Source organism: uncultured Microbacterium sp., from assembly GCF_947488465.1.
Taxonomy (GTDB): Bacteria; Actinomycetota; Actinomycetes; order Actinomycetales; family Microbacteriaceae; genus Microbacterium.
This window is the reverse complement of the sequence record NZ_CANKZA010000001.1, coordinates 209,322-232,573: the sequence shown is the minus strand read 5'-3', so window position 1 is coordinate 232,573 and position 23,252 is coordinate 209,322. Positions and strand designations below refer to the sequence as shown.

Annotated in this window: 22 protein-coding genes; 11 read left to right on the top strand and 11 right to left on the bottom strand. The window is 68.3% G+C overall.

The features are described 5' to 3' along the window. Window positions 1–18 precede the first annotated feature (18 nt). Window positions 19–1,203: a MarP family serine protease gene (locus tag Q0653_RS01090; protein ID WP_298941977.1), complete on the bottom strand. Its 1,185-nt coding sequence runs from the start codon at window positions 1,201–1,203 to the stop codon at window positions 19–21. A 113-nt stretch (window positions 1,204–1,316) separates the two neighbouring features. Between Q0653_RS01090 and Q0653_RS01085 the strand changes: the two genes are divergently transcribed. From Q0653_RS01085 to Q0653_RS01065, 5 genes are read left to right on the top strand one after another with little or no spacing between them, the layout of a single operon-like run. Then, on the top strand, window positions 1,317–2,021 hold the full coding sequence (locus Q0653_RS01085; RefSeq protein ID WP_298943085.1) for an NUDIX domain-containing protein: 705 nt from the start codon (window positions 1,317–1,319) through the stop codon (window positions 2,019–2,021). A gap of 13 nt (window positions 2,022–2,034) precedes the next feature. Beyond that, entirely contained in the window at window positions 2,035–3,348 is a 1,314-nt protein-coding gene (gene nadA, locus Q0653_RS01080) for a quinolinate synthase NadA (protein ID WP_298741760.1), read from the top strand. After that, window positions 3,345–5,090, top strand: a complete 1,746-nt coding sequence (nadB, locus tag Q0653_RS01075; RefSeq protein ID WP_298941974.1) for an L-aspartate oxidase — start codon at window positions 3,345–3,347, stop codon at window positions 5,088–5,090. The genes nadA and nadB overlap by 4 nt, the downstream gene beginning before the upstream one ends. Further along, window positions 5,084–5,941 carry a carboxylating nicotinate-nucleotide diphosphorylase gene (gene nadC, locus Q0653_RS01070; protein ID WP_298941972.1) on the top strand — a complete coding sequence of 286 codons (858 nt, stop codon included), beginning with the start codon at window positions 5,084–5,086 and terminating at the stop codon, window positions 5,939–5,941. The genes nadB and nadC overlap by 7 nt, the downstream gene beginning before the upstream one ends. Then, the gene (locus Q0653_RS01065) at window positions 5,941–7,077 is read left to right on the top strand and encodes a cysteine desulfurase family protein (protein ID WP_298941970.1); all 1,137 of its coding nucleotides are present in this window, start codon (window positions 5,941–5,943) and stop codon (window positions 7,075–7,077) included. The genes nadC and Q0653_RS01065 overlap by 1 nt, the downstream gene beginning before the upstream one ends. Before the next feature lie 245 nt (window positions 7,078–7,322). Here Q0653_RS01065 and Q0653_RS01060 read toward each other — a convergent pair whose 3' ends face one another. Then, window positions 7,323–9,389 carry an ABC transporter ATP-binding protein gene (locus Q0653_RS01060; RefSeq protein ID WP_298941967.1) on the bottom strand — a complete coding sequence of 689 codons (2,067 nt, stop codon included), beginning with the start codon at window positions 9,387–9,389 and terminating at the stop codon, window positions 7,323–7,325. Between the two features lie 198 nt (window positions 9,390–9,587). Here Q0653_RS01060 and Q0653_RS01055 point away from each other — a divergent pair, with 198 nt between their 5' ends. Next, window positions 9,588–11,069: a DHA2 family efflux MFS transporter permease subunit gene (locus Q0653_RS01055; protein ID WP_298941965.1), complete on the top strand. Its 1,482-nt coding sequence runs from the start codon at window positions 9,588–9,590 to the stop codon at window positions 11,067–11,069. Between the two features lie 184 nt (window positions 11,070–11,253). Here Q0653_RS01055 and Q0653_RS01050 read toward each other — a convergent pair whose 3' ends face one another. Beyond that, the gene (locus tag Q0653_RS01050; protein ID WP_298741770.1) at window positions 11,254–11,931 is read right to left on the bottom strand and encodes an alpha/beta hydrolase; all 678 of its coding nucleotides are present in this window, start codon (window positions 11,929–11,931) and stop codon (window positions 11,254–11,256) included. 145 nt (window positions 11,932–12,076) lie between these two features. Between Q0653_RS01050 and Q0653_RS01045 the strand changes: the two genes are divergently transcribed. Next, window positions 12,077–12,427 (top strand): LysR family transcriptional regulator, encoded by a 351-nt coding sequence (locus Q0653_RS01045; protein WP_298941963.1) that lies wholly within the window; start codon window positions 12,077–12,079, stop codon window positions 12,425–12,427. Window positions 12,428–12,569: 142 nt separating this feature from the next. Here the strand turns inward: Q0653_RS01045 and Q0653_RS01040 are convergent, their stop codons facing one another. Beyond that, window positions 12,570–14,222: an ABC-F family ATP-binding cassette domain-containing protein gene (locus Q0653_RS01040; RefSeq protein WP_298941961.1), complete on the bottom strand. Its 1,653-nt coding sequence runs from the start codon at window positions 14,220–14,222 to the stop codon at window positions 12,570–12,572. Between the two features lie 168 nt (window positions 14,223–14,390). Between Q0653_RS01040 and Q0653_RS01035 the strand changes: the two genes are divergently transcribed. Next, window positions 14,391–14,780 (top strand): ester cyclase, encoded by a 390-nt coding sequence (locus Q0653_RS01035; protein ID WP_298941959.1) that lies wholly within the window; start codon window positions 14,391–14,393, stop codon window positions 14,778–14,780. Between the two features lie 5 nt (window positions 14,781–14,785). On the opposite strand, the gene Q0653_RS01030 is transcribed toward Q0653_RS01035, so the two are convergent. The 5 genes from Q0653_RS01030 to Q0653_RS01010 form a co-directional block, all read right to left on the bottom strand. After that, window positions 14,786–15,184 (bottom strand): low molecular weight phosphatase family protein, encoded by a 399-nt coding sequence (locus Q0653_RS01030; protein ID WP_298741779.1) that lies wholly within the window; start codon window positions 15,182–15,184, stop codon window positions 14,786–14,788. Next, the gene (locus Q0653_RS01025) at window positions 15,181–16,563 is read right to left on the bottom strand and encodes an FAD-dependent oxidoreductase (RefSeq protein WP_298741781.1); all 1,383 of its coding nucleotides are present in this window, start codon (window positions 16,561–16,563) and stop codon (window positions 15,181–15,183) included. Before Q0653_RS01025 ends, Q0653_RS01030 begins: the two co-directional genes overlap by 4 nt. Before the next feature lie 46 nt (window positions 16,564–16,609). Next, complete coding sequence (locus Q0653_RS01020; protein WP_298941956.1) at window positions 16,610–17,554, bottom strand: PstS family phosphate ABC transporter substrate-binding protein; 945 nt, start codon at window positions 17,552–17,554, stop codon at window positions 16,610–16,612. Continuing rightward, complete coding sequence (locus Q0653_RS01015) at window positions 17,551–17,967, bottom strand: arsenate reductase ArsC (protein ID WP_298741784.1); 417 nt, start codon at window positions 17,965–17,967, stop codon at window positions 17,551–17,553. The genes Q0653_RS01020 and Q0653_RS01015 overlap by 4 nt, the downstream gene beginning before the upstream one ends. Window positions 17,968–18,037: 70 nt before the next feature. After that, window positions 18,038–18,922, bottom strand: a complete 885-nt coding sequence (locus tag Q0653_RS01010) for a metalloregulator ArsR/SmtB family transcription factor (RefSeq protein WP_298741786.1) — start codon at window positions 18,920–18,922, stop codon at window positions 18,038–18,040. Window positions 18,923–19,107: 185 nt separating this feature from the next. Here Q0653_RS01010 and Q0653_RS01005 point away from each other — a divergent pair, with 185 nt between their 5' ends. After that, entirely contained in the window at window positions 19,108–19,821 is a 714-nt protein-coding gene (locus Q0653_RS01005; RefSeq protein ID WP_298741788.1) for an MIP/aquaporin family protein, read from the top strand. 50 nt (window positions 19,822–19,871) lie between these two features. On the opposite strand, the gene ychF is transcribed toward Q0653_RS01005, so the two are convergent. After that, window positions 19,872–20,945, bottom strand: coding sequence for a redox-regulated ATPase YchF (gene ychF / locus Q0653_RS01000; protein WP_298941952.1), 1,074 nt, complete (start codon window positions 20,943–20,945; stop codon window positions 19,872–19,874). An 85-nt stretch (window positions 20,946–21,030) separates the two neighbouring features. On the opposite strand from ychF, the gene Q0653_RS00995 reads away from it, so the two are divergent. After that, complete coding sequence (locus tag Q0653_RS00995) at window positions 21,031–21,627, top strand: exonuclease domain-containing protein (protein WP_298941950.1); 597 nt, start codon at window positions 21,031–21,033, stop codon at window positions 21,625–21,627. Window positions 21,628–21,665: 38 nt separating this feature from the next. Then, a complete protein-coding gene (locus Q0653_RS00990; RefSeq protein WP_298941949.1) occupies window positions 21,666–22,976 on the top strand; it encodes a DNA recombination protein RmuC in 1,311 nt (436 codons plus the stop codon). Here Q0653_RS00990 and Q0653_RS00985 read toward each other — a convergent pair. Continuing rightward, the gene (locus Q0653_RS00985; protein ID WP_298941946.1) at window positions 22,957–23,145 is read right to left on the bottom strand and encodes a UDP-N-acetylmuramyl pentapeptide phosphotransferase; all 189 of its coding nucleotides are present in this window, start codon (window positions 23,143–23,145) and stop codon (window positions 22,957–22,959) included. The genes Q0653_RS00990 and Q0653_RS00985 overlap by 20 nt on opposite strands. Window positions 23,146–23,252 lie beyond the last annotated feature (107 nt).

The following is a 23,252-nucleotide window of genomic DNA, read 5'->3' as shown; positions in this document are numbered from 1 at the left end:
TGCCAGCATAGCGCCCGCTCAGCGCACGCACTCACCCGAAGACACCGGCGCCGACCCACCGTCGAGGCCGGTGAGCGCGGGACGCAACTCCTCCGTGGTCATGGCGTAGCCACGACCCTCACCTTCCGCGCCGCGCGCGAAGACCACTCCGATGACCGCGCCATCCCCCGACAGCAGAGGTCCGCCGGAATTTCCGGGCTGCACATCGGCGTCGAGGGCATAGACCTGTCGCGGCGCGATGGAGTCATCGTAGATGTCGGGCACCGGGACCGGTCCGACCGAAAGGACACCCGCCGTCCCACTACGGAAGGGGCCGCCGAGCGGATATCCCTGGAACGCGGCCTGCGTGCCCGGCGCCGCGGGATCGGCGATGCGGAGGGGTTCGGCATCCACACCGGCGACCGCGATGACGGCGAGGTCGTCGATCGGGTCGAAGTACACGATCCGCCCCTCGGTGACCCACCCGCCGGGGAGTTCGACGATCGGGGTGCCGACACCGGCGACAACGTGCGCGTTCGTGACGACGAGATCGTCGGCGGCGACGAAGCCCGAGCCGGTCAGCGTCGCTCCACACGCGTAGGCCGTGCCGCTGATGCGCGCGACCGAGGCGGCTGCGGTCTGCAACTCGGGGTCGTCGAGCGCGATTTCGGGGCCTTCGGGAGTGACGATCGTGCCGATGACGGCTTCGAGGCGGGGCAGCCCGTCCTCGATGAGCGCGCTGCGCGCGGCGGCGAGCGCGTCGTCGACGGGAGTGGGGGTGATCGAATCGAGAAATCCGATCACCCGCGACGAGGCGATGGCCGGTGAAATTCCCGGGAGGCCCGCGGCGCTCAGGCCCGTGGCGATCATGAGGAGCGCGAGGGCGGTCGCCACGAGACTCGTGACTCCGCCGAGGAAACGCTCGAGGCCCCGCAGCGGCGTGCGATCGACACCACGGCGCACGGTCGCACCGATCGCTGCGCCGATCGCGGTGACCACCAGCACGATCGCGATCGCGAGACCGGCGAGCGCGGCCGTACGCCACCCGCCCTCCGGTACGAGGTCCGAGATGAGCGGAGTGGCGAGCGGCACGAGCCAGAGGGCCGCAGCTGCTCCCGCAACCAGGCCTACGACGGTTCCGAGGCTCGCGAAGAGGCCCCGCGCGAGTCCCGTGACGAAAGCGATCACAAGAGCGGCGGCGGCGACGATATCGATGACGAGCACAAGGACCTCCGCCGGTCACGCTAGCAACCGCGGCGCGGGCGATCCTGAGCGGATGCCGCGCTTTGCCCTTCGGGTCAGTATGACTCTAAGATGGACCCGAGGTTATGGTCATGATGACACAAACAGAGTCACCCACGGATGAGATCCGGGTCGCCGTCTCGACGGTGATCTTCAGCCTGCGCCGCGAGCGCGCGGGTGAACCGGCACGTGTTGTCCTGCCACTTGTGCGCCGGACCCGCGACCCCCACGAAGGGCAGTGGGCTCTTCCCGGCGGCTGGCTCAACGCGACGGAAAACCTGGAGCCCGCCGCATCGCGCACCCTCGCCGAAACCACCGGACTCACCCCGAGCTTTCTGGAGCAGCTGTATGCCTTCGGCGACACCGGCCGCTCCCCCGCCCGCACGATCTCGATCGTCTACTGGGCGCTCGTACGGGAAGATGCAACGCTGGCGTCCGAGCTGGAAAATGTCGCCTGGTTCGACGCCGTCACCCTTCCGAAGTTGGCCTTCGACCACAACGACATCGTCGAGTACGCGCTCTGGCGCGTCCGCAACAAGGTCGGCTACAGCCGCATCGCACACGGGCTGCTGCCGGAACTGTTCACCCTCGCCGAGCTCCGCGAAGTGTACGAGGCGCTCCTCGGCCGCGCCCTCGACCCCGCGAACTTCCGCCGTCAGGTCGAAAACTCAGGGACCCTCATCCCGACCGAAGACTTCCGGACCGGCCCGCACCGGCCGGCACGGCTGTACCGCTACGACCACGACGTCGAGCTGGCCGAACGCGGCCCGCTTCCTCACCCCTCGCTCGCTCTTCGCTAGATAAGGCACGGACATGACCGCCACCCACATCACGCTGCAGCCTCGACCGCGGGACGCGAGCGTCGACCACAGCATCCAGGCCATCGTCACAGGTACCGGCCCGGGAGAGACGTGCAACACCGACCTCGCCGCCGGGCCGTGGGACTTCGACGCGCGCCCGGGGTACGGCCCCGGCTCATCCATGGGCGATGTGATCCCCACCGGTGCACCCCGCCAGGGTGAGCTGCCCGTCGAGTACCGGGAAGCATCCGAAGCGGAACTCGCCGAGCGCGTGCGCGCCGCCAAAGCCACTCTCGGCGACCGGGTCGTGGTGCTCGGCCACTTCTATCAGCGCGAAGAGGTGGTGCTCCACGCCGACTATGTCGGCGACTCGTTCCAGCTGGCGAACGCCGCGCTGGAGCACCCGGATGCTGAGGCGATCGTCTTTTGCGGCGTCCACTTCATGGCCGAGACCGCCGATCTCCTCTCCCGCCCCGAGCAGGCCGTGATCCTCCCCAACCTCGCGGCGGGGTGCTCGATGGCCGACATGGCCTCGATCGACGAGGTCGAGGAGTGCTGGGAGCAGCTGGCCGAGGTGTACGGCGACCTCGACACGCCGGATGCCGACGGGCTCGTCCCGGTGATCCCGGTCACGTACATGAACTCGTCCGCGGCGATCAAGGGGTTCGTCGGACGGCATGGCGGCATCGTCTGCACGTCGTCGAACGCCCGCACGGTGCTCGAGTGGGCGTTCGCCCGCGGCCGCCGCGTGCTGTTCTTCCCGGATCAGCACCTGGGACGCAACACCGCCAAGGCGATGGGCGTGCCCCTCGAGCAGATGCCGATGTGGAACCCGCGCAAGAGCCTGGGCGGATCGAACGAGGAGACCCTCGCCGATGCCCGCGTGATCCTGTGGCACGGGTTCTGCTCCGTCCACCGCCGCTTCACTGTCGACCAGATCGACAAGGCCCGCGCAGAGCACCCCGGCGTCCGCGTGATCGTGCACCCTGAGTGCCCGATGGACGTCGTGGATGCCGCCGATGACGCCGGATCGACCGACTACATCCGCAAGGCGATCGCGGCCGCCACGGAGCCGACGACCTTCGCGATCGGCACCGAGATCAATCTGGTGCAGCGCTTGGCCGCGGAGCATCCCCAGCACCAGATCTTCTGCCTCGACCCCGTCGTCTGCCCGTGCTCGACGATGTACCGCATCCACCCGGGTTATCTCGCTTGGGTGCTGGAGGCGCTCGTCGCGGGCGACGTCCTCAACCGCATCACGGTGCCGGACGATGTCGCGGGGCCTGCGCGTCTCGCGCTCGAGCGGATGCTGGCGGCCAAGCCGTGACCGTCCCGCACGTCGTCGTCGTCGGCTCGGGCATCGCAGGGCTCCTCACGGCGCTCCACGCCGTCGCAGCCGGGTGTCGCGTCACCCTCGTCACCAAGGATGTCCTCGAACACGCAAACACCCGCTACGCGCAGGGCGGGATCGCCGGCGTGATGTTCGCCGACGATCGCGCCGACGATCACCTGCACGACACCCTCGTCGCCGGGGCCGGCCTCAGCGACCGCGAGGCCGTCCGCGTTCTCGTCGACGAAGGCCCCGATCGGATTCGCGAGCTCGTCGCCCTCGGGGTCGCGTTCGATCGCGGAAGCGACGGCGAATACGTGAAGGGTCTCGAAGCGGCGCATTCCTACCCGCGCATCCTCCACGCCGGCGGAGACGCCACCGGCACCGCGATCGAGAAGGCGCTCGTCGCCCGCCTGCGCGCGAGCGGCGCGGAGGTCATCGAGCATGCCTTCCTCATCGACCTCGCCACCTCCCCCGAGCCCGCTGGCGCAGCCGGCTCGCAGCCCGAGCCCGCTGGCGCAGCCGGCGTGTACCGAGACCACCCGATCCCCCGCGTCACCGGAGTCCACCTGCTCATCGGCGATGCTCCCGGAGTCCCCGGCATCCGCCGCACGATCGACGCCGATGCCGTCGTCCTTGCGACCGGCGGCGCGGGGCAGCTCTTCGCGCACACCACGAACCCCCCGGTCGCGACCGGTGACGGCATCGCCGCCGCCCTCCGCGCGGGTGCCAACGTCACCGACCTGGAGTTCGTCCAGTTCCACCCGACGGTGCTCGCGGTCGGCGAGGCGTTCCTCGTCTCGGAAGCGGTGCGCGGCGAGGGTGCGGTTCTGCGCGATGAGGAGGGTCGGCGGTTCATGCTCGAGGTGCACCCCGACGCCGAGCTCGCCCCGCGGGACATCGTCGCGCGCGCGATCGCCGAGGCCATGGAGCGCCAGGATGGCCGTCCGGTGTTGTTGGATGCCACCGGTCTGCGCCCCACGCGAAAGCAGACGACGACCTTTCTCGCTCGACGCTTTCCCACGATCGATGCGGCCGTGCGCGCTCGCGGGCTCGATTGGGCGCGCGAGGCGATCCCGGTGACCCCGGCGGCGCACTATCTGATGGGTGGCGTGATGACCGACCTCTTCGGCCGCACGTCGCTACCAGGGCTCTATGCCGTCGGCGAAGTCGCGCGCACCGGAGTACACGGCGCGAACCGGCTCGCATCGAATTCGCTGCTCGAAGGCGCCGTCTTCGGCGCGCGCGCGGGCGATGTGATCGCGTCAGATGTCGGTTCTGGCACCTGGGCACTCGCACCATCCGCCGTCACGCAGCGATCCGCCGCCGCCACGCCCGGTGCCGCACGCCCTTTCACGCGGGCCGCGTTGCAGGAACTCCTGTGGGAGAACGCCGGGCTCGTCCGTGACGCCGGCGGCCTTGCGCGCGCTGCCTCGGTGCTGGCGGCCTGGCGAGCACAGGCGCGGCCGACGGAGACCGAGGCCCAACTCGAGGATGCGAACCTCCTGATCGTGGCCGACACCCTCGTCGCCGCAGCCCACGCGCGAACCGGATCGATCGGCGCCCACCACCGCCGCGATGCCGCCGCGCTGGTCAGCCCCGCCCCCGCCCCCAGCCCCGCCCCCGCGAACCGTATTCAGTCTCCACGGGACGGAAAGACCCACGTTCTGCCCGAATCGCTCTTTCCCGCGAACGTTCTCCTGAATACGGACCGCGCGACGGAGATGACCGCATGCTGAGCCGGGCCCAGATCGACCGCGTCGTCGCCGCTGCCCTCGACGAAGACGCCCCCTGGGGTGATCTGACGAGCGAGTATCTGATCCCCGCGACCGCGACCGCGACCGCCGACCTCGTCGCGCGCGAAGCGGGGGTCTTCAGCGGCGGTAGCGTCTTCGCCGCGGCGTTCGCTCTCACCGACCCGCGCATCGAGGTGACCCTCCACGCCGCCGACGGCGATGTGTTCGCACCGGGCGCGGTTCTTGCCGCCGTCTCGGGACCGGCTCGCGGGGTGCTGCAGGCCGAACGCGTGGGGCTCAACTTCGTGCAGCGGATGAGCGGCATCGCCACCCTCACGGCCCGCTATGTCGCCGAAGTCGCCGGAACGGATGCTCGCATCGCCGACACGCGCAAGACCACTCCCGGACTCCGCGCCTTCGAACGCGCCGCCGTGCGCGCCGGCGGAGGACGCAATCACCGCTTCTCGCTGTCCGACACCGTGATGGCCAAGGACAACCACCTCGCCGTCCTCACGGCGGACGGAAGCGACCTCACCGAAGCGCTCCGCGCGGCGATCTCCCACCTGCCCCACACGACGCATGTTGAAGTCGAGGTGGACCGGATCGACCAGATCGAGCCGGTGCTCGCGGCAGGCATCGGCACGATCATGCTCGACAACTTCTCGCTCGACGACCTCCGCACGGGTGTCGCGCAGGTCGCCGGGCGCGCGACCGTCGAAGCATCCGGCGGGGTGTCGCTGGAGACGGTAGGTGCGATCGCGGAGACCGGCGTCGACGTGATCTCGGTCGGCGCGCTGACCCACTCCGCTCGCGCGCTCGACCTCGGGCTCGACGTGCGGGTCGACCCCGCCTGATGCTCTACCTCGACCATGCCGCCACCACCCCGGTGCGTCCCGAGGTGCGCGCGGCGATGTTGCCGTATCTTACGGATCGGTTCGGCAACCCGTCGAGCCACCACACGGTCGGTGAGGCCGCGGCCGCCGCGCTCGACGACGCGCGCAGCCGGGTGGCGGCCGTTCTCGGCATGCGCGCCGGTGACATTGTGTTCACGGCGGGTGGCACGGAAGCCGACAATCTCGCGATCAAGGGGCTCGCGATCGGCGCCGCACTCCGCCGGGGCACGCCGGTGCACGTCATCACGACCCCCATCGAACACGAGGCGGTGCTCGCCTCGTGCGACTACCTCGAACGAGTCCACGGCTACAGCGTGACCCATGTGGGAGTCGATCCCACCGGTCTCGTCGATCCGGCTGCCGTCGCCGCCGCGATCCGCCCCCACACGGCGCTCGTCACGATCGGCTACGCGAACAACGAGGTCGGCACGGTGCAGGATGCCGCCGCTCTCGCGCGGGTGACATCGGCGGCCGGCATCCCGTTGCACCTCGACGCGGTGCAAGGCGCCGGATGGCTGCCACTGCGCGATACGGGCGCGGACGCGCTGTCGATCGCGGGGCACAAGATCGGCGCGCCGCAGGGCACGGGCATCCTCGCCGTCCGCGGCCGGTTGCCGCTCGAACCACTCGTCCATGGTGGCGGACAGGAACGAGGACGCCGCAGCGGCACGGAGAACGTCGCCGGTGCCGTCGCGGTCGCCCTGGCGCTCGAGCTCGCCGAGGCGGAGCGCGACGAGGCCGCGACGTGCGTGGCTGCGCTCCGCGACGCCTTCATCACCCGCGTGCTCGCGCATGTGCCGTCCGCGCGACTCACGGGCCATCCGGTCCAGCGACTGCCCGGCACGGCGAGCTTCACGTTCGCGGGAACAAGCGGAGAGGCCGTGCTCCTCGAACTCGAGCGGCGTGGCGTGGTCTCCTCCAGCGGCTCGGCGTGCGCCGCCGGCAGTGACGAGCCGTCGCACGTGCTGCTGGCGCTCGGGATTTCGCCGGAGGTTGCGCAGACCTCCGTCCGCTTCAGCTTCGGGCACGGGCTGCGAACTGATCTGGCGCCGGTCGCCGACGCCGTCGCCGCCGCGGTCGCCGCTGTCGGCCGCTGACGCGTCCACGTCGCGCACCCGCGCGTTGCGGTCACAATCTGCCGCATCCCCGGCATCCCACCGACACATCTTGCCCGTGACTCACCGGGGCGCCGTCGCGCACCCGCGCGTTGCGGTCACAATCTGCCGCATCCCCGGCATCCCACCGACACATCTTGCCCGTGATGCCGGGCGACCCGGGCATGCCGCGCGACCCGTGATGCCGTGCCGTCCGGGCATGCCGGGCGGATCGACGCCGCCCCGGATCAGGAATGCCGCGCCCGCGGCGGATCGACGAGCTCGTCGCCGGGCGGCTCCAGCACGGGCAGCGCGCCCGTGTCGCCGAGCTCCGAGGTGAGAAGGAGTGCGGCGTCCTGACCCGCGGCCCCCGCCGGCGCCCGGTCGGCGCGGCGGTCGGGGTGATCGGCCGGACCGGCGGCCTCCTCGAACCCGTCGATCTGCGCGGCGGCCATCTGCTGCGCCGCGAGCTCCGCGTAGAGCCCGCCGCGGGCGAGGAGCTCCGCGTGGGTGCCCGATTCGACGATGTGCCCGGCCTCGATGACGTGGATGACATCCGCGCCGATCACCGTCGACAGCCGATGTGCGATCGACAGGGTCGTGCGCCCGCGCGCAGCGTTGTCGAGCGCTTCCTGCACGACCCGTTCGGACACCGTGTCGAGCGCGCTCGTCGCCTCGTCGAGCAGCAGAACCGGAGGATCCTTCAACAGCACCCGCGCGATCGCGATCCGCTGCTTCTCGCCGCCGGACAGCCGATAGCCACGCTCGCCGACGACGGTGTCGTAGCCGTGCTCGAAGCTCGCGATGATGTGGTGGATGTTCGCGGCGGTGCACGCCGCTTCAAGTTCGGCGTCGGTCGCGTCGGGCTTGGCGTAGCGGAGGTTCTCTCGGATCGTGGCATGGAAGAGGTACGTCTCCTGCGAGACGATTCCCACGTGGTCGACGATCGATTCCTGAGTGAGCGAGCGCACGTCGGCCCCGCTGAAGAGCACGGCACCGCCCGACGCCTCGTACAGGCGCGGCGCAAGGTAGAGGATCGTCGTCTTGCCCGCGCCCGACGGCCCGACGAACGCGACGTGTTGGCCGTGTTGGGCCACGAAAGAGACGCCGCCGAGGGTCGGGCGGGCGGTTTCCGCGGCATCCGGATACCGGAACATCACATCCCGGAACTCGATCTGCCCCATCGGCCCCGGCGCCTCGGCGACGGTGATCGCGTCGGCCCGGTCGATGATCGCAGGCTTCAGGTCGAGGTACTCGAAGATCCGCGCGAACAGCGCACGGGAGGTCTGCAGATCAAGCGCCACGCGCATGAGCGACATGAGCGGCATGAGCAATCGCGCCTGCACCGTCGTGAAGGCGACGACCGTGCCCGCCGTGATCGCGCCCGAGCCGCCCGCGATGAGGTAACCCGACACGAGATAGATGACTGCCGGGACGGATGCCATGATCACCTGCACGACCGCGAAGAATCCCTGGCCGCTCATGGCGCGCTGCACCTGCAGTCGCACCTGGTTCGTGTTCTCTTCGCGGTAGCGGGCCGACTCGGTGCGCTGACGGTTGAACGCCTTCGACAGCAGGATGCCGGAGACACTGAGCGTCTCTTGCGTGATCGAGGTGAGCTCCGACAGCGACTCCTGCGTCTGCCCCGCGATACGTGCGCGCACCTGACCGACGCGGCGCTGCACGAAGATCAAGACGGGCATCATCACGACGGCGATCAGCGTCAGCCGCCAGTCGATGAGAATCATCGCGACGAGGGCCGAAACAACCGTCACGACGTTGCCCAGGATGCTGGTGACCGTGTTGGTGAGCACACCGGACACACCCCCCACGTCGTTTTGCAGACGGGACTGGATCACGCCGGTCTTGGTGCGGGTGAAAAAGCCGAGCTCCATCGCCTGCAGGTGCTCGAAGAGCTTCACCCGCAGATCTCCCGTGACCGCGTTGCCGACGGTCGAGGTGAACCACGTCTGGGCGACCCCGAGCACCGCCGACAGGAGGAAGAGGCCGATCATGATGAGCACGAGCCGCAGGAGCAGACCGAGATCCGGACCGCCGCCGGCAACCGGGAAGAGCGCATCATCGAAGATGCGCTGGACGATCAGCGGTGGGATGACGCCGATCGCCGCCCCCGCGATCACCAGGATGCCGGTGATGACGATGCGTCCGAGATACGGTCGGAAGAGCGCGACGACACGGGCGCCGAGATCGGGGATCTCGGGAGCCTCGGCGTTCAGCTTCTTCTGCGCGGCCTCATCTACTCCACGGAAACCGCCGCCTCCGGGACGACCGCCGCCCATTCCACCGATAGCCATGCGCGTCAGCCTAGGGTGTAGCCATGACCTCCATCGACGGTGAATGAGATGACGCCGCCAGCGATGACGTCACCGATCCCTGAGTGACCGATTCCGCCTCCACGGGAATACCGACAGCGCCCACGGCGTTCCGCTTGAGGTTCGCCCGGCTGTCCGCGGCGCGCTCCCCTGTCTGCACGTCACCCGAGGAGACCCCGCATGACCGCCACGTCCGATATCACGACCGTCCCTTCGGGCACCACGATCACGCCGGATCAGAACCGCGTCATCTGGTTGTTGCTGATCGCGGCGTTCGTCGCGATTCTCAATGAGACAACGATGGGTGTGGCCATCCCGCATCTCATCGATGACCTGGGCATCACGGCGGTGGCCGCTCAGTGGCTGACGACCGCCTTCATGCTGACGATGGCCGTCGTGATCCCGACGACCGGATTCCTGCTGCGCCGCTTCACGACGCGCACCATGTTCACCGCCGCGATGAGCCTGTTCACCGCCGGCACACTCGTCGCGTTCCTCGCGCCGGGCTTCGAGGTGTTGCTGGTCGGCCGGGTCATCCAGGCATCCGGTACCGCGATCATCATGCCCCTGCTGATGACGACCCTCATGACCGTCGTCCCCGCGCACCTGCGCGGACAGATGATGGGGCGCGTCAGCGTCGTGATCTCGCTCGCTCCGGCGATCGGCCCGACGATGGCCGGCCTCGTGCTGGACAACCTGACATGGCGATGGATCTTCGGCATCGTGCTTCCGATCGCGATCGTTGCACTGGCGATCGGCGTGCGCTGGATCCCCAACATCGGCGAGCAGACGCACGCGCCGATCGACATCCTGTCCGTGGTCCTGTCGGCGTTCGGCTTCGGTGGTCTCGTCTTCGGACTCACTCAGATTGGCGGCGGCCACGGCAGCACCGCTGAGGCGGCGGCATCCACGACGACCCTCGTCGTCGCGCTGGTGATCGGCGGCATCGCACTGGGACTGTTCGCATGGCGTCAGGTGATCCTGCAGAAGAAGGACGATGCGTTGCTCGATCTCCGCATCTTCCGCTCCGGCAACTTCTCGCTGTCGGTGGCGCACTTCGCCGTCATGTCACTCGCGTTCTTCGGCGTCATCACTGCGCTGCCGCTGTACCTGCAGGGCACGCTCGGGATGTCGGCCAGCGAGTCCGGACTGGCCGTGTTGCCGGGTGCACTCGCGATGGGTCTCCTCGGCCCCGTGATCGGGCGCATCTACGATCGACGTGGCACGCGGGTGCTGCTGTTGCCGGGCACGATCATCGTGCTGACCGTCCTGTGGTCGTTCACGATGCTGACCGAATCGACGCCGGTCTGGATGATCGTCATCGCACAGACGGTGCTCTCGATCGGACTGGCGATGTCGTTCACACCGCTGTTCACCGCGTCGCTCGGCTCACTCGAACCGCGGTTCTACTCCTACGGCAGCGCGACGGTATCCACCGTGCAGCAGGTCGCCGGAGCCGCCGGCATCGCGGTGCTCATCTCGGTGATGTCGTCCGTGAGCGTAGCCGCTGTGGAGTCTGGCGCTGCTGAAGCAGCCGCGGGAGCCGAAGGCGCGCGTGCCGCGTTCCTGCTGGCCGCGATCATCGGGACACCGCTGCTGATCAGCGCGTTCCTGATCCGCAAGCCGGCCGATGCTCCCGACGGCATGCCGGTCGGACACTGAACCGCCCGCGGCGGGTCGCTGTCAGCTCAGTTCGTGCTGCAGCATCCCCCGCCGCAGCAGGACTCGCCCTCTTCGGCGACGACGAGCAGGTTCTTCTCATCGGGGACGGGCTGAAGCGTGGGAGCGGGGAGGTTTGAGGTAGCCATCCCTCCATGCTAGACCTCGGTCGCACGGATGGACCGATTCAGTCCCAGTCGAGATAATCCTCGATGAACCACGACGTTTCACCAGGATGCGTGAGCACGAACAGGTGTCCGGCGTCATCGACCGACGTGACACTCACCAGCGCCGGGGCGGATGCCTGCAACGCAAGTCCGTTGTCGGGCGGCGTGATGTCGTCGCTGCCACCCTGGATGACGAGCGTCGGCGTATCCGGTGCGATCGTGGCCCACTCGGGCGTCGGTGTCGATGAGAGCGCGGTCGTCTGCATCGCTTCGAGCGCGGCATCGGGCGCAAAGCCCTCGCCGAAGACGGCGGTGAAGGCCTCCCTGCGATCGGCGGGGGTACCGGCTTCCACACCGAGAAGGAGGATGCCGTTGACGTGATCGTGGTGATCGAGCGCAACCGTGCGGGCCACGGCTCCGCCGAACGCGTGGCCGCCGATCCAGGCGTCGTCGATCCCGAGCGCGGTGAGGACGTCCACGACGTCCTGCGCGAGATCGTGCATCGTGGCGGGGCCCGCCGCGCGTGACCCGATGCGCACGACGCGGAAGTCTTCCTCAACGAGGATGCTGGCGAGCGTACCCAGGTAGGCGAAGTCGAGACCGGCTGCCGGGAGCAGCACGACCGCGGGGCCGGAGCCCTCGTCGATGTAGGCGACGGCGCGACCGTCTGGCTCGAAGGTCTGGCGCTCGTGCGTCACTGTCGTTTCTCCCTGTCACCTGGCGGCCGACGGCAGCTCGCGCCGGCCACGTCAGTCTACCGAGGGCTCCCGACGGTCTCCGGGGCGAGGCATGGAGGACGTTCGCGTATCGTGGACGCGTGCCGTCCAGCCCCGAGGAGTCCGCGTGAAGCTCGCCGATCTGCAGCGTTTCGTGGCTCTGCACGCGGCGGGGCTCCATTTCCCGCGCGCTGCCGCCGCGCTCGGTGTATCGCTCACGGCGCTGTACGCCTCGATCGAGCGGCTCGAGACCGCGGTCGGGCACGAGCTCATCGACCGCGACCGCACTCCCTGGACCCTTACTGCGGCGGGCACACTCCTGCTCGACGAAGCACACCGCCGCATCGCGGATGCCCCGGCAATCGCGACCACGCCGAAGAAGACCGGCGGCGGCAAAGCGAAGGCGTCCAAGGGTGTCGGCCGCGCCCCGATCGTGAAGGGCCAGCCGAAGCCCTACAAGAAGCGTCAGGGCCGCTGAGTCCGATTCCGGCCGTCGTGGCGGCTCAGTCGCATGGCGCGTGGGGCAGCTGTGCTCGCGTGGGACAGGTGTGGCACCGTCGAGCCAACCGGACATACGACTGAGCCGCTCGACGTCGCGCAGGTGCCCGAGCGGTGCTGCCTCAGACTTCGGTGACGACGCCGGCCTCGACCCGCCATTTCCGGTCGGTGTGCACGGCCTGGAGCAGGCGCCGATCGTGGGTCACGAGCAACAGGGTGCCCGTGTAGGACTCGAGGGCCTGCTCGAGTTGCTCGATCGCCGGCAGATCGAGGTGGTTCGTCGGTTCGTCGAGCACGAGAACGTTGACTCCCCGGGCTTGCAGAAGCGCGAGAGCGGCGCGCGTGCGCTCGCCCGGAGAGATGTCATCGACGGGCCGGGTCACATGATCGGCGATGAGGCCGAACTTCGCGAGGAGCGTCCGGACCTCCCCCGAGTTGAGTTCGGGCACCAGCGCCTCGAACGCGACGGCGAGCGGCGCCGACCCGGTGAGCGAGGACCGCGCCTGGTCGATCTCCCCGATCTGCACATTCGCGCCGAGACTCGCCGTTCCGGCGTCGGGATGCTGGGTGCCCAGGAGTGCACGCAGGAGCGTCGACTTGCCGGCGCCGTTGGGTCCCGTGATGCCGATCCGCTCCCCCGCGATGACCTGCAGCGAGACGGGGCCGAGTGTGAAGTCGCCCTGGCGGAACACGGCGCCGCTGAGCGTGGAGACCACCGTGCTCGAGCGCGGGGCTGCACCGATCGTGAACTCGAGCTGCCACTCCTTGCGGGGCTCCTCCACCTCGTCGAGCTGCGCGATGCGGCTTTCTATCTGACGTACCTTCTGCGCTTGCTTCTCGCTCGACTCGGTCGCGGCCTTCCGCCGGATCTTGTCGTTGTCGGGTGACTTCTTCATCGCGTTGCGCACACCCTGACTCGACCACTCGCGCTGCGTGCGGGCGCGTCCGACGAGATCAGCCTTGGTCGAGGCGAACTCCTCGTACTTCTCACGCGCATGGCGACGCAGGGTCGCACGTTCTTCGAGATAGGCGTCGTAACCGCCGCCGAACACGCGGTTCGAGTGCTGTGCGAGGTCGAGCTCGAGCACGCGCGTGACGCATCGGGCGAGGAACTCCCGATCGTGGCTGACGAGCACCACTCCGCCCCGAAGCCCGCGGACGAAAGCTTCGAGCCGTTCGAGTCCGTCGAGGTCGAGATCGTTTGTGGGTTCGTCGAGCAGCACGATGTCGAAGCGTGAGAGCAGGAGCGCTGCGAGCCCCACGCGGGCCGCTTGCCCTCCCGACAGGGACGTCATCAGTGCGGTCGTCCCGAGGTGGAGTCCGAGCTCGGCGAGGACCACCGGCATCCGCTCGTCGAGGTCGGCGGCACCGCTCGCCATCCAGCGATCGAGCGCCGCGGAGTACGCGTCGGCCGGGTCGGTACCGGGCGCGGCGAGCGCCGGATCCGCGAAGGCGAGGGCCGCGGCATCCATCTCGGCCGCCGCGGCGGCGCAACCGGTCCGCCGCGAAATGTACCCCGCCACGCTCTCGCCCGCGAGGCGCTCGTGTTCTTGCGGTAGCCAGCCTACGAACGCGTCGGTCGGCGCGAGCGAGACAGTGCCCTCCTGCGGCTCGTCAATGCCAGCGAGCAGGCGGAGCAGGGTGGATTTTCCCGCGCCGTTCGCGCCGACGACTCCCACGACGTCGCCGGGAGCGACGGTGAGGTCGAGCGCATCGAACAGTGTGCGGTGGCCGTAGCCGCCGGCGACGCCGCGGGCCACGAGTGTTGCGGTCATCCCGCCATCCTCTCAGGCTGCCGGGCGGACCCGTCGCCCTGCGGCGGTCTGTGGATGAGGAGATGTCCACGCGTGAGGACGGATGCCCGGCATCCCTCCTCAATTGAGCACATGTCCTCAGCGCGTGCACGTGGAGATCGCGGGATCCGGGACGCGTAGCCTGGTCCGATGGAATCGTGGGAGCTGCATGCCTGGCACGCCGACTTCCTCGACGCGTGCAATCGGCATGACCTCGGTGCGATCCGCGGATTCCTCTCCCCCGCCGTGCGCCGCGCGCACCTGCCCGGCGGGGCGGATGCCTGGATCACCGACATCGAGGACCTCTTCCGCGGGTTCCCCGACTGGCGCTGGCGCCGCATCCAGCTTGTCGCCGAAGACGACCGGATCGCCGTGCACCTCCGTGGCGCCGGCACCCACACGGGAGCTTTCCGCGGAATCCCGCCGACCCGACGCCATGTCAACATCGCCGAGTTTGCGATGCTCCGCGTCGAGCGCGACGTGGTCACGGAGCACACCGGCACCGGCCCGCACGAGATCCTGGCGCAGCTGCGCGACTGAGCGCCTCAGCTACCTGCGGGAACCAGGGTGCGGACCTTCGCGAGGACCCGGTCTCGGAGCTCACGCACGCCGTTGATACCCCAGTTCTCAGGGTCAGCGAAGGACCACTCCACCAGCTCGCCGACGACGGGTCCCGGCAAGGAGAGTCCGGGCTTCATGGTCACCACGACGTCGGCCGAGGCGAGGTCCGCGACGGTGACGGCGCGGGGGCTCGCTTCTGACGTGTCGATGCCGAGCTCGCCGAGCGCTTCCGCCACGACGGGATTGATGTGCTCGGCGGGCGAGACGCCGGCGCTGGTCGCGGTCACGCTGCCGCCGGCGACGTGGGCGAGCAGGTGCGCACCGAGTTGGGAGCGGCCCGCGTTGTGCGTGCAGATGAAAAGGACGGTCGGCGATGCAGTCATGCGGAGACTCCTGTAGGGACATGGGCGCGAGACCACGCCTGGGTGGCTATTTGGACGGCATCCCACGGGGACCCGAGAGGGGGCGTATAGGAGAGATCGAGATCCGAGACCTGCTCCACGGTCAGCCCGCCGAACAGTGCGGTCGAATAGGTGTCGACGCGCTTCGCGGTTTCGGTACCCAGCCGCCCGATTAGTTGGGCCCCGAGGAGAAGGCCGGACTGCGTGTCGCCGGTGATTCTTATCGCGATCGGCTGCGCGCCGGGGTAATAACGCTTGTGATCATCCGCGACGGCTTCCGACGTCGCCGGTGCGAACCCTGCTGCGACGGCTTCGTGGTCGCGCAGCCCGGTGCGTGCCGCGACGACATCGAAGACCTTCACCACTTGAGTGCCGACCGACCCGGCGAAGCGCCGCTGTCCGCCGAGCGCGTTCTCTCCGGCGATGCGGCCTTGCTTGTGCGCAGTCGTGCCGAGCGGAAGGTAGGTCACGCCGAGAAGGCGATGATGAGTGACGATGCCATCGCCCGCCGCGAACACGTGCGGAATGCCCGTGCGCATCTGCTCGTCGACGACGACGGCACGGCCGACTCCGAGCCGCGCACCCGCATCCTTGAGGAGCGCCGTGTTGGGCCGAACACCGACGACAGCGAGGACGAGCTCGGCGGTGTGTGTAACCGGCTGGCCGAGATGCTCCGCCCGCACGAACAACCCCGAGTCGGTTTTCTCCACCGCTGTCACGGTGGTGTTCGTGTGCACCTCCACGCCGTGCTCGAGCAGTTCGGCGTGCACGGTGGCGGCAAGTTCAGGGTCGAGGGTGGAAAGCACTTCGGGTCCACGCTGCAGCTGAATCACCCGCATCCCCCGCGCCCGGAAGCCTTCCGCCATCTCGAGGCCCACGTACCCCGCGCCGATGATGATCGCGGTGCTCGGGTCACGTTGGGTGAGGTGCGCATCCAGCGCGAAGGTGTCGCCCATCGAATGGATGACGTGGACCCCGTCGTCGGGCCCGAGCGTGTCGAGACCATGGATGCCGGCGAATGCGGGAAGGGCTCCCGTGCCGACGATCAGCTCGTCATACGCGATCTGGCTCTCCCCCGCCTGATCGCGGACGGTCAGCGTGTGGGCCGCAGCATCAATGCGGGTGGCGAGGGTCCCCAGCCGGAGCCTCATTCCGGTCGCCTCGAGGTCGGCGTGGGTGCGGTGCGCGAGCGATTGCCACGGCTGGACATCGCCGGAGAAGTAGTACGGGATGCCGCAGATCGAGTAGTTCGGATACTCGTCGGCGACCACCACGGTCACGTCGACCGAGGGGTCCAGCTCACGGGCGCGGAGCGCGGCGGAAATCCCCGCGTCGCTGCCGCCGATGGCGACGATGTGCATAAGTCAGTCCTGTCTCAGGGTCCGTGGAGAGGGTCGTGGGCGAGGGTCAACCGAGGGACGCGAGTTCTTCCTGCGCGACGCCGACTTGCTCGTCGGTGAGCGGCACCACGAGTGCTCGCGCGGCCACGTTCGCCGCGTTGTCGACGTAGAAGTTGACGAAGCCCTTCACCTGCGGCTTGTCCGCGTAGGACGCGTTGTTGACGTAGATGAACAGCGGACGACTGAGCGGCGTATAGCTGCCGTCTTGCACCGTCTCGACGGTCGGCGAAACGCCGTCAATCGATGCCGCGATGACGGCGTCGGTATTGGCCTCGACGTAACTGAGGCCGAGGAACCCGATGCCGCCGCGGTTCTCCGCGACCCCCGCCACTGTCAGATTGTCGTCTTCGGATGCGAAGTAGTCTGCGCGGATGGCGCCTTCTTCACCGTTGATCTCGGCGCTGAAGTAGTCGAGTGTTCCCGAGTCCTGGCCCGCGCCGAACAGCACGAGCGGCTCGTCGGGGAAGGCGGGGTCGACCTGACTCCAGGTGAGGATCTCACCTTCGGATGCGGGCGCCCAGATCATGGCGAGCTGCTCAACGGTCAGGTCCGTCGCCCAGTCGTTCTCGGGGTTCAGGATCACGGACAGGCCGTCATTCGCGACGACGATCTCGGTGTAGTCGACGCCGGCGTCGCCACACGCAGCCTTCTCGTCCTCCGAGATCGCTCGCGAGGCGTTCGAGATATCGGTCTCTCCATCGCAGAACGCCCGAAATCCCGCCGTCGTGCCCGTGATGGTCGCGACCACGTCGACGTCCGGTTCCGTCCCCGCGAACAGGTAGGCGGCGGCGTCGGTCAGCGGCTCGACCGTGGACGATCCGTCGGTGACGACGGTCCCACTGAGACCCTCACCGGTGTTGCTGGATGCTTCGCCTGTGCAGGCGCTGAGTGTCACGGACAACGAGAGCACTGCCGTCGCGCCGAGCACGGCGCGCGCGCGACGGAGGTTCACGCCCCACCCCGGGCCGGGAGAAGCTCGGCGAGGAGGTTTTCGATGCGAGCGCGGATCTCGTCACGGATCGGTCGGACCGCGTCGATGCCCTGGCCGGCCGGGTCATCCAGCTCCCAGTCTTCATAGCGCTTGCCGGGGAAGATCGGGCACACGTCACCGCAGCCCATCGTGATCACGACGTCGGATTCTTTGACAGCGTCGACCGTCAACACCTTGGGTGTGTTGTTCGCGATGTCGATGCCTTCTTCGGCCATCGCCTCGATCGCGACCGGATTGATCTGATCTTTGGGCGCCGACCCTGCGGAGAGAACGTCGATGTCCCCGCCGCTCAGCGCATGGAGATAGCCCGCGGCCATCTGGGAACGGCCGGCATTGTGGACGCAAACGAACAGGACTGTGGGCTTGATGGACATGGGGTCTCGCTTTCCTCAAGGAAAAGCATAGACCAGGATCTATCTTTTCAAAAGAACGCGAGGTGAACGATCAGGCCGGGACCAGATCGGCCAGCAGAACCCTGACCCGCGCCTCGATATCGTCGCGAAGAGCACGCACCGTATCGATGGGCTTGCCGACCGGGTCTTCCAGATCCCAGTCGAGGTACCTGCGACCGGGGTACACCGGGCAGGCATCACCGCATCCCATCGTGACGACGACGTCAGCGGCCCGCACGGCCTCGTCAGTGAGCGGCTTGGGAAACTCCTCCCCCAGTGCGATCCCGATTTCATCCAGCGCGGTGACGATATTGGCGCGCACCGCACCAATCGGGGCCGACCCCGCGGTGCGAACGAGAACACGCTCTCCGGCGAGCTGCCGGAGGAGCCCGGCAGCGAGCTGAGATCGACCGGCATTTTCCACACAGACGAAAAGCACCTCGGGTACGACCCTGTCAGCCGAGGCCGAACGAGCTAGGGCGTCCAGCCGCACCGTCGCGAATGTGGCAGTGCGCGAACCGAGGAGACCGGTCGAACTCGTCTCGGAGAGGAGCTTGTGACTCTCTCGCACGTAGCGCTCCACCGTCTCTTTACCGAACGTGCCACGGTAGCGCTCGCTCAGGTTCGCGATGACGCGAGGGAGATCGAGCTCGGGGCCGGCGCCAGCTTCATCACCCAACAGGGCGTGCACACGGTCGGCGTGGCGGGGATCCAGCGAGTACCAAACGCGCCGACCCTCGGGCTGCCGCTGCACGATACCTTCGTCGGCCAGGGCCTTCATATGGTGACTGACCGTGGGCTGTCGCAGCTCCAGCGTGGTGGCGAGCTCGCCGACCAACGCACGACCGTCGGTCGAATCCCGGATCAGTCTCAGAATGCGCGCGCGCGTCGGATCCGCCAGCACAGACAGATCCGAAGCCACCACACCATCGCCCATAGACCCAAGTCTATTCATTCGCGGTGACGCGACGGGCGATACGGCTTCCCCGCACGGATGGAGTGCAACACCAGGCGTGCGGGATATATCGAGTAGCATCTATATATGCGGACGACTCCCGACCTGATCCTGGTTTCTGTGGGCACGGATGACGCCCGGCTTCCGCACTGGCGGCCGACCGCCTCATGAACGCAGACACAGCTCGCGCCCTCACCGGCGAGTTTCTGGGCAGCGCACTCTTGGCCGCCGTCGTCGTCGGCTCCGGCATCGCCGCGCAGAACCTCTCCCCGTCGGACATCGGCCTCCAGCTTTTCGAGAACGCCTTCGCCACGGCGCTCGGATTGGCGGTGCTCATCGTGCTGTTTCAGACCGTCTCCGGCGCGCATTTCAACCCGGTGGTCTCCCTCGTGGATGCCGCACTGCATCGCAAGGGCGTACCGCTCACCGCGGCATACATCCCGTCCCAGATCCTCGGCTGCATCGGGGGAACCGTCCTCGCGAACCTGATGTTCGCAGCTCCTGCCATCGCGTGGAGCACTACCGACCGCGCCTCAGCGCCGCACCTTCTCGCGGAGGTCGTCGCCACTGCCGGCCTCGTTCTGCTGATCTTCGCGCTCGTGCGCACCGATCGCTCCTACCTCGCCGGACCCGCAGTCGGCGCCTACATCGGCGCGGCCTACTTCTTCACGTCATCGACGAGCTTCGCCAACCCCGCTATCACGATCGGGCGCGCCTTCACCGATACCTTCGCTGGCATCGCGCCGGCATCCGTCCTGCCGTACATCGCCGCGCAGCTCATCGGCGGCGCGCTGGGCTGGATGCTGGTGCGACTGCTTTTTCCGGCCGCATCCCCCGCGCCGCTCCCCACTGATCAGCGGACTTCAGCAACCAGACCCTAACGGAGCGCTTGTATGCCCCTTTTCGCGCTCGATCAGGGCCTCCCCCGGACTCAGACGTTGAACCGGAACTCCACCACGTCGCCATCCTGCATGACGTAGTCCTTGCCCTCCAGGCGCGCCTTGCCTTTCGCGCGCGCTTCGGCGACCGATCCGGTTGCGACGAGGTCGTCGAAGCTGATGACCTCCGCCTTGATGAAGCCCTTTTCGAAGTCGGTGTGGATGACACCGGCTGCCGCGGGAGCCTTCCAGCCTTTGCCGATCGTCCAGGCCCGCGCTTCCTTCGGACCCGCCGTGAGGTAGGTCTGGAGGCCCAGAGTGTCGAACCCGATACGGGCGAGCTGGTCGAGTCCCGATTCGGTCTGGCCCGTGGATGCCAGGAGCTCAGCGGCATCCTCCGGATCGAGGTCAATGAGCTCCGACTCGATCTTCGCGTCGAGGAAGACCGCTTTCGCCGGCGCGACCAAGGCGGCGAGCTCGGCGGTGCGGGCGGCATCCGTCAGGACCGTCTCGTCGACGTTGAAGACGAAGATGAAGGGCTTCGCGGTCAGCAACCCGAGTTCACGGATAGGGGCGAGGTCGATCTTGGACGCCGACAGGAGCTCACCGCGCTGCAGCGCGTCGCGGGCGGCGACCGCCGTCTCAAGGACCACCGGGTCGAGCTTGCGTCCCTTGACTTCCTTCTCGTACCGGGTGATCGCCTTCTCGAGCGTCTCGAGGTCCGCGAGCTGGAGCTCGGCGTTGATCGTCTCCATGTCGTTCTGCGGGTTGACCGCACCATCGACGTGCACGACGTCACCGTCGGCGAATCCACGCACGACCTGCGCGATCGCGTCGGCCTCGCGGATGTTGGCGAGGAACTTGTTGCCGAGCCCCTCCCCTTCGCTCGCGCCGCGGACGATGCCCGCGATATCGACGAACGATACGGCCGCCGGCAGGATCCGCTCGGAGTGGAAGATCTCGGCGAGCTTCCCGAGCCTCGGGTCAGGCAGGTTCACGACGCCGACGTTGGGCTCGATCGTCGCGAACGGGTAGTTCGCCGCGAGCACGTCGTTCTTGGTGAGAGCGTTGAAGAGCGTCGACTTGCCGACGTTGGGGAGACCGACGATTCCGATGGTAAGAGCCACGGGATGTCAGTCTACGCGGCGGCCGGGTCGTCGCCGGGCGGCGTGGCGTCCCACCGATGTCGGACGCCCGCGCGAGGGTGGAGACGTGCCCCTGGACTTCACCGCCATCGACTTCGAAACGGCGAATTCCTCGAGCGCCTCGGCCTGCGCGGTGGGACTCACCCGGGTCAGAGACGGTCGCGTCGTGGCGACGGCAGGATGGCTGATCCAGCCGCCGGTCGGGCATGAGCGCTTCTTCGAGCTGAACACCAGCATTCACGGGATCCGCGCCGAGGATGTCGCCGGCGCGCCCGGATGGTCCGACCAGTTGGCGGCACTCACCGCCTTCATCGGTGACGATGTCGTGGTCGCTCACAACGCCGGGTTCGACATGTCGGTGTTGCGCCGCGCGTGCGAAGCAACGCGGGATGTCTGTCCGCCTTATCGCTACGTGTGCAGCCTGCAGATCTCACGCAAGACCTACGATTTGCCGTCTTATCGGCTGCCGTTCGTCGCCGCCGCGGCCGGGTTCCTCGATTTCGCCCACCACGATGCGGCAGCCGATGCGCTCGCATGCGCGCACATCATGATCGACGCCGCTCAGCGGGCTGGAGCACAAGATGTGGTCGAGCTCGCGATGCTGCTCGGTGTGCGCGTGCCACAGCTGACACCGCCGACCTCCACACCTCTCGCCACGCGCTGAATCCCGCCGATGTCGGCGGCTCGGGGCATGCTGAGCACATGGATGCCGCCATCGTCACCGCCCTCATCGTCGCCAGCCTGTTCGCGGGTCTCCTCGCCGGGTGGTTCGCCGGCGGAGCGCGTGTTGCGGAGCGCGCCGCCCGTGAGAGCGCGAGTCTCCTGTCCCGCGTCGCTGCGGCGGAGGCCGGAGCAGCCGCGCTCGGCGAACAGCTCGACCAGCAGAGGGAACTCACACGCGAGCTGGGCACGCAGGCGCGGGCCGACAGCGCGGCGAGAGATGAACGCGAGCGACGCGAGCAGCAGGTGCTGCGCGCCCTGGCTCCCGTTCAAGAGAGCCTGCAGGCCATGCAGGGCAAGGTCGACGAGCTCGAGCGGGAGCGCCGTGAACAGTTCGGTTCTCTCGCCGAACAGTTGCGCCGTGCGCAGGAGTCCGACGAAGCTCTGCGGACGACAACCGAATCACTGGCCGGAGCTCTGCGCTCCACCTCCGCACGCGGCGTCTGGGGCGAAACCCAGCTTCGCCGCATCGTCGAATCGGCCGGGCTGACCCGCTTCGTGGACTTCGAGACGCAAACAACGATCGGGTCGGATGCCGGCGTCGGCCGCCCCGACCTCGTCGTCCGTCTCCCGGGAGACAAGGCACTCGCCGTCGACGCGAAGGTGCCGCTGAATGCGTATCTCGAAGCTAGCGCGATCCCGCTGACCGCGACGGGCGCGGAAGGCGCACGCCGGAAGGCCCTGCTCGCGCAGCATGTGAAGGCCGTCCGCGCACACGTCGACGCCCTCGCGAAGAAGGCGTACTGGGCGGGGCTTTCGTCGAGCCCCGAATTCGTCGTCTGCTTCATTCCGAGCGAGTCGCTCCTGGCCGCCGCACTCGAGGAAGATCCCGCCCTTCTTGACTATGCCTTCGGTCGGCGGGTCGCCCTCGCCTCCCCCGTCAACCTGTGGGCCGTGCTCAAGACGGTGGCGTACACCTGGACGCAGCAGGATGTGTCTGACGAGGCGCGCACACTGTTCGCGCTGGGCACTGAGTTGTACCAGCGCCTCGGCAGTCTCGCGGGCCACGCCGACGATCTGCGCCGCGCCATCGAACGCACGGTCGACAGCTACAACCGCTTCGCCGGTTCGCTGGAAAGTCGGGTGCTCGTCACCGCGCGGAAATTCCCCGGCATCGATGACACAAAGCTCGACACCGTTGCCGCACCGGCGCGGGTCGATACGGCAACACGTCGGCTCACCGCTGATGAGCTCACACCGGTCACCGCGGACCTCGGCGAGATGCGCACACGGCTCGACGAGACAGGCGTCGAGGCCGACTCCGGCGAGCGGCTCAGCCGGGGAAGAAGTTGAGGAGCCCGACGACCGAGAGCGACACGAACACGAATGCGCCGATCATCCACCACGCGCTGACTTGGTGCCCCTCGGGCGCACGTCGACGCAACAGCACGTCGGGTCGGCGCGCGGGGTCGAGCGGCACCGCGATCTGACCGGTACGCGGATTATTCGAAGCAGTGGACATGTGACCCCCGGAGTGTGTGGACGACCAACGTGTCTCCGATGACACCGGTGACAGTCTGCCAGACAGAACCGTCCGTGTCCTGAGTGCCGCCGCGCGCCGCCGGATCG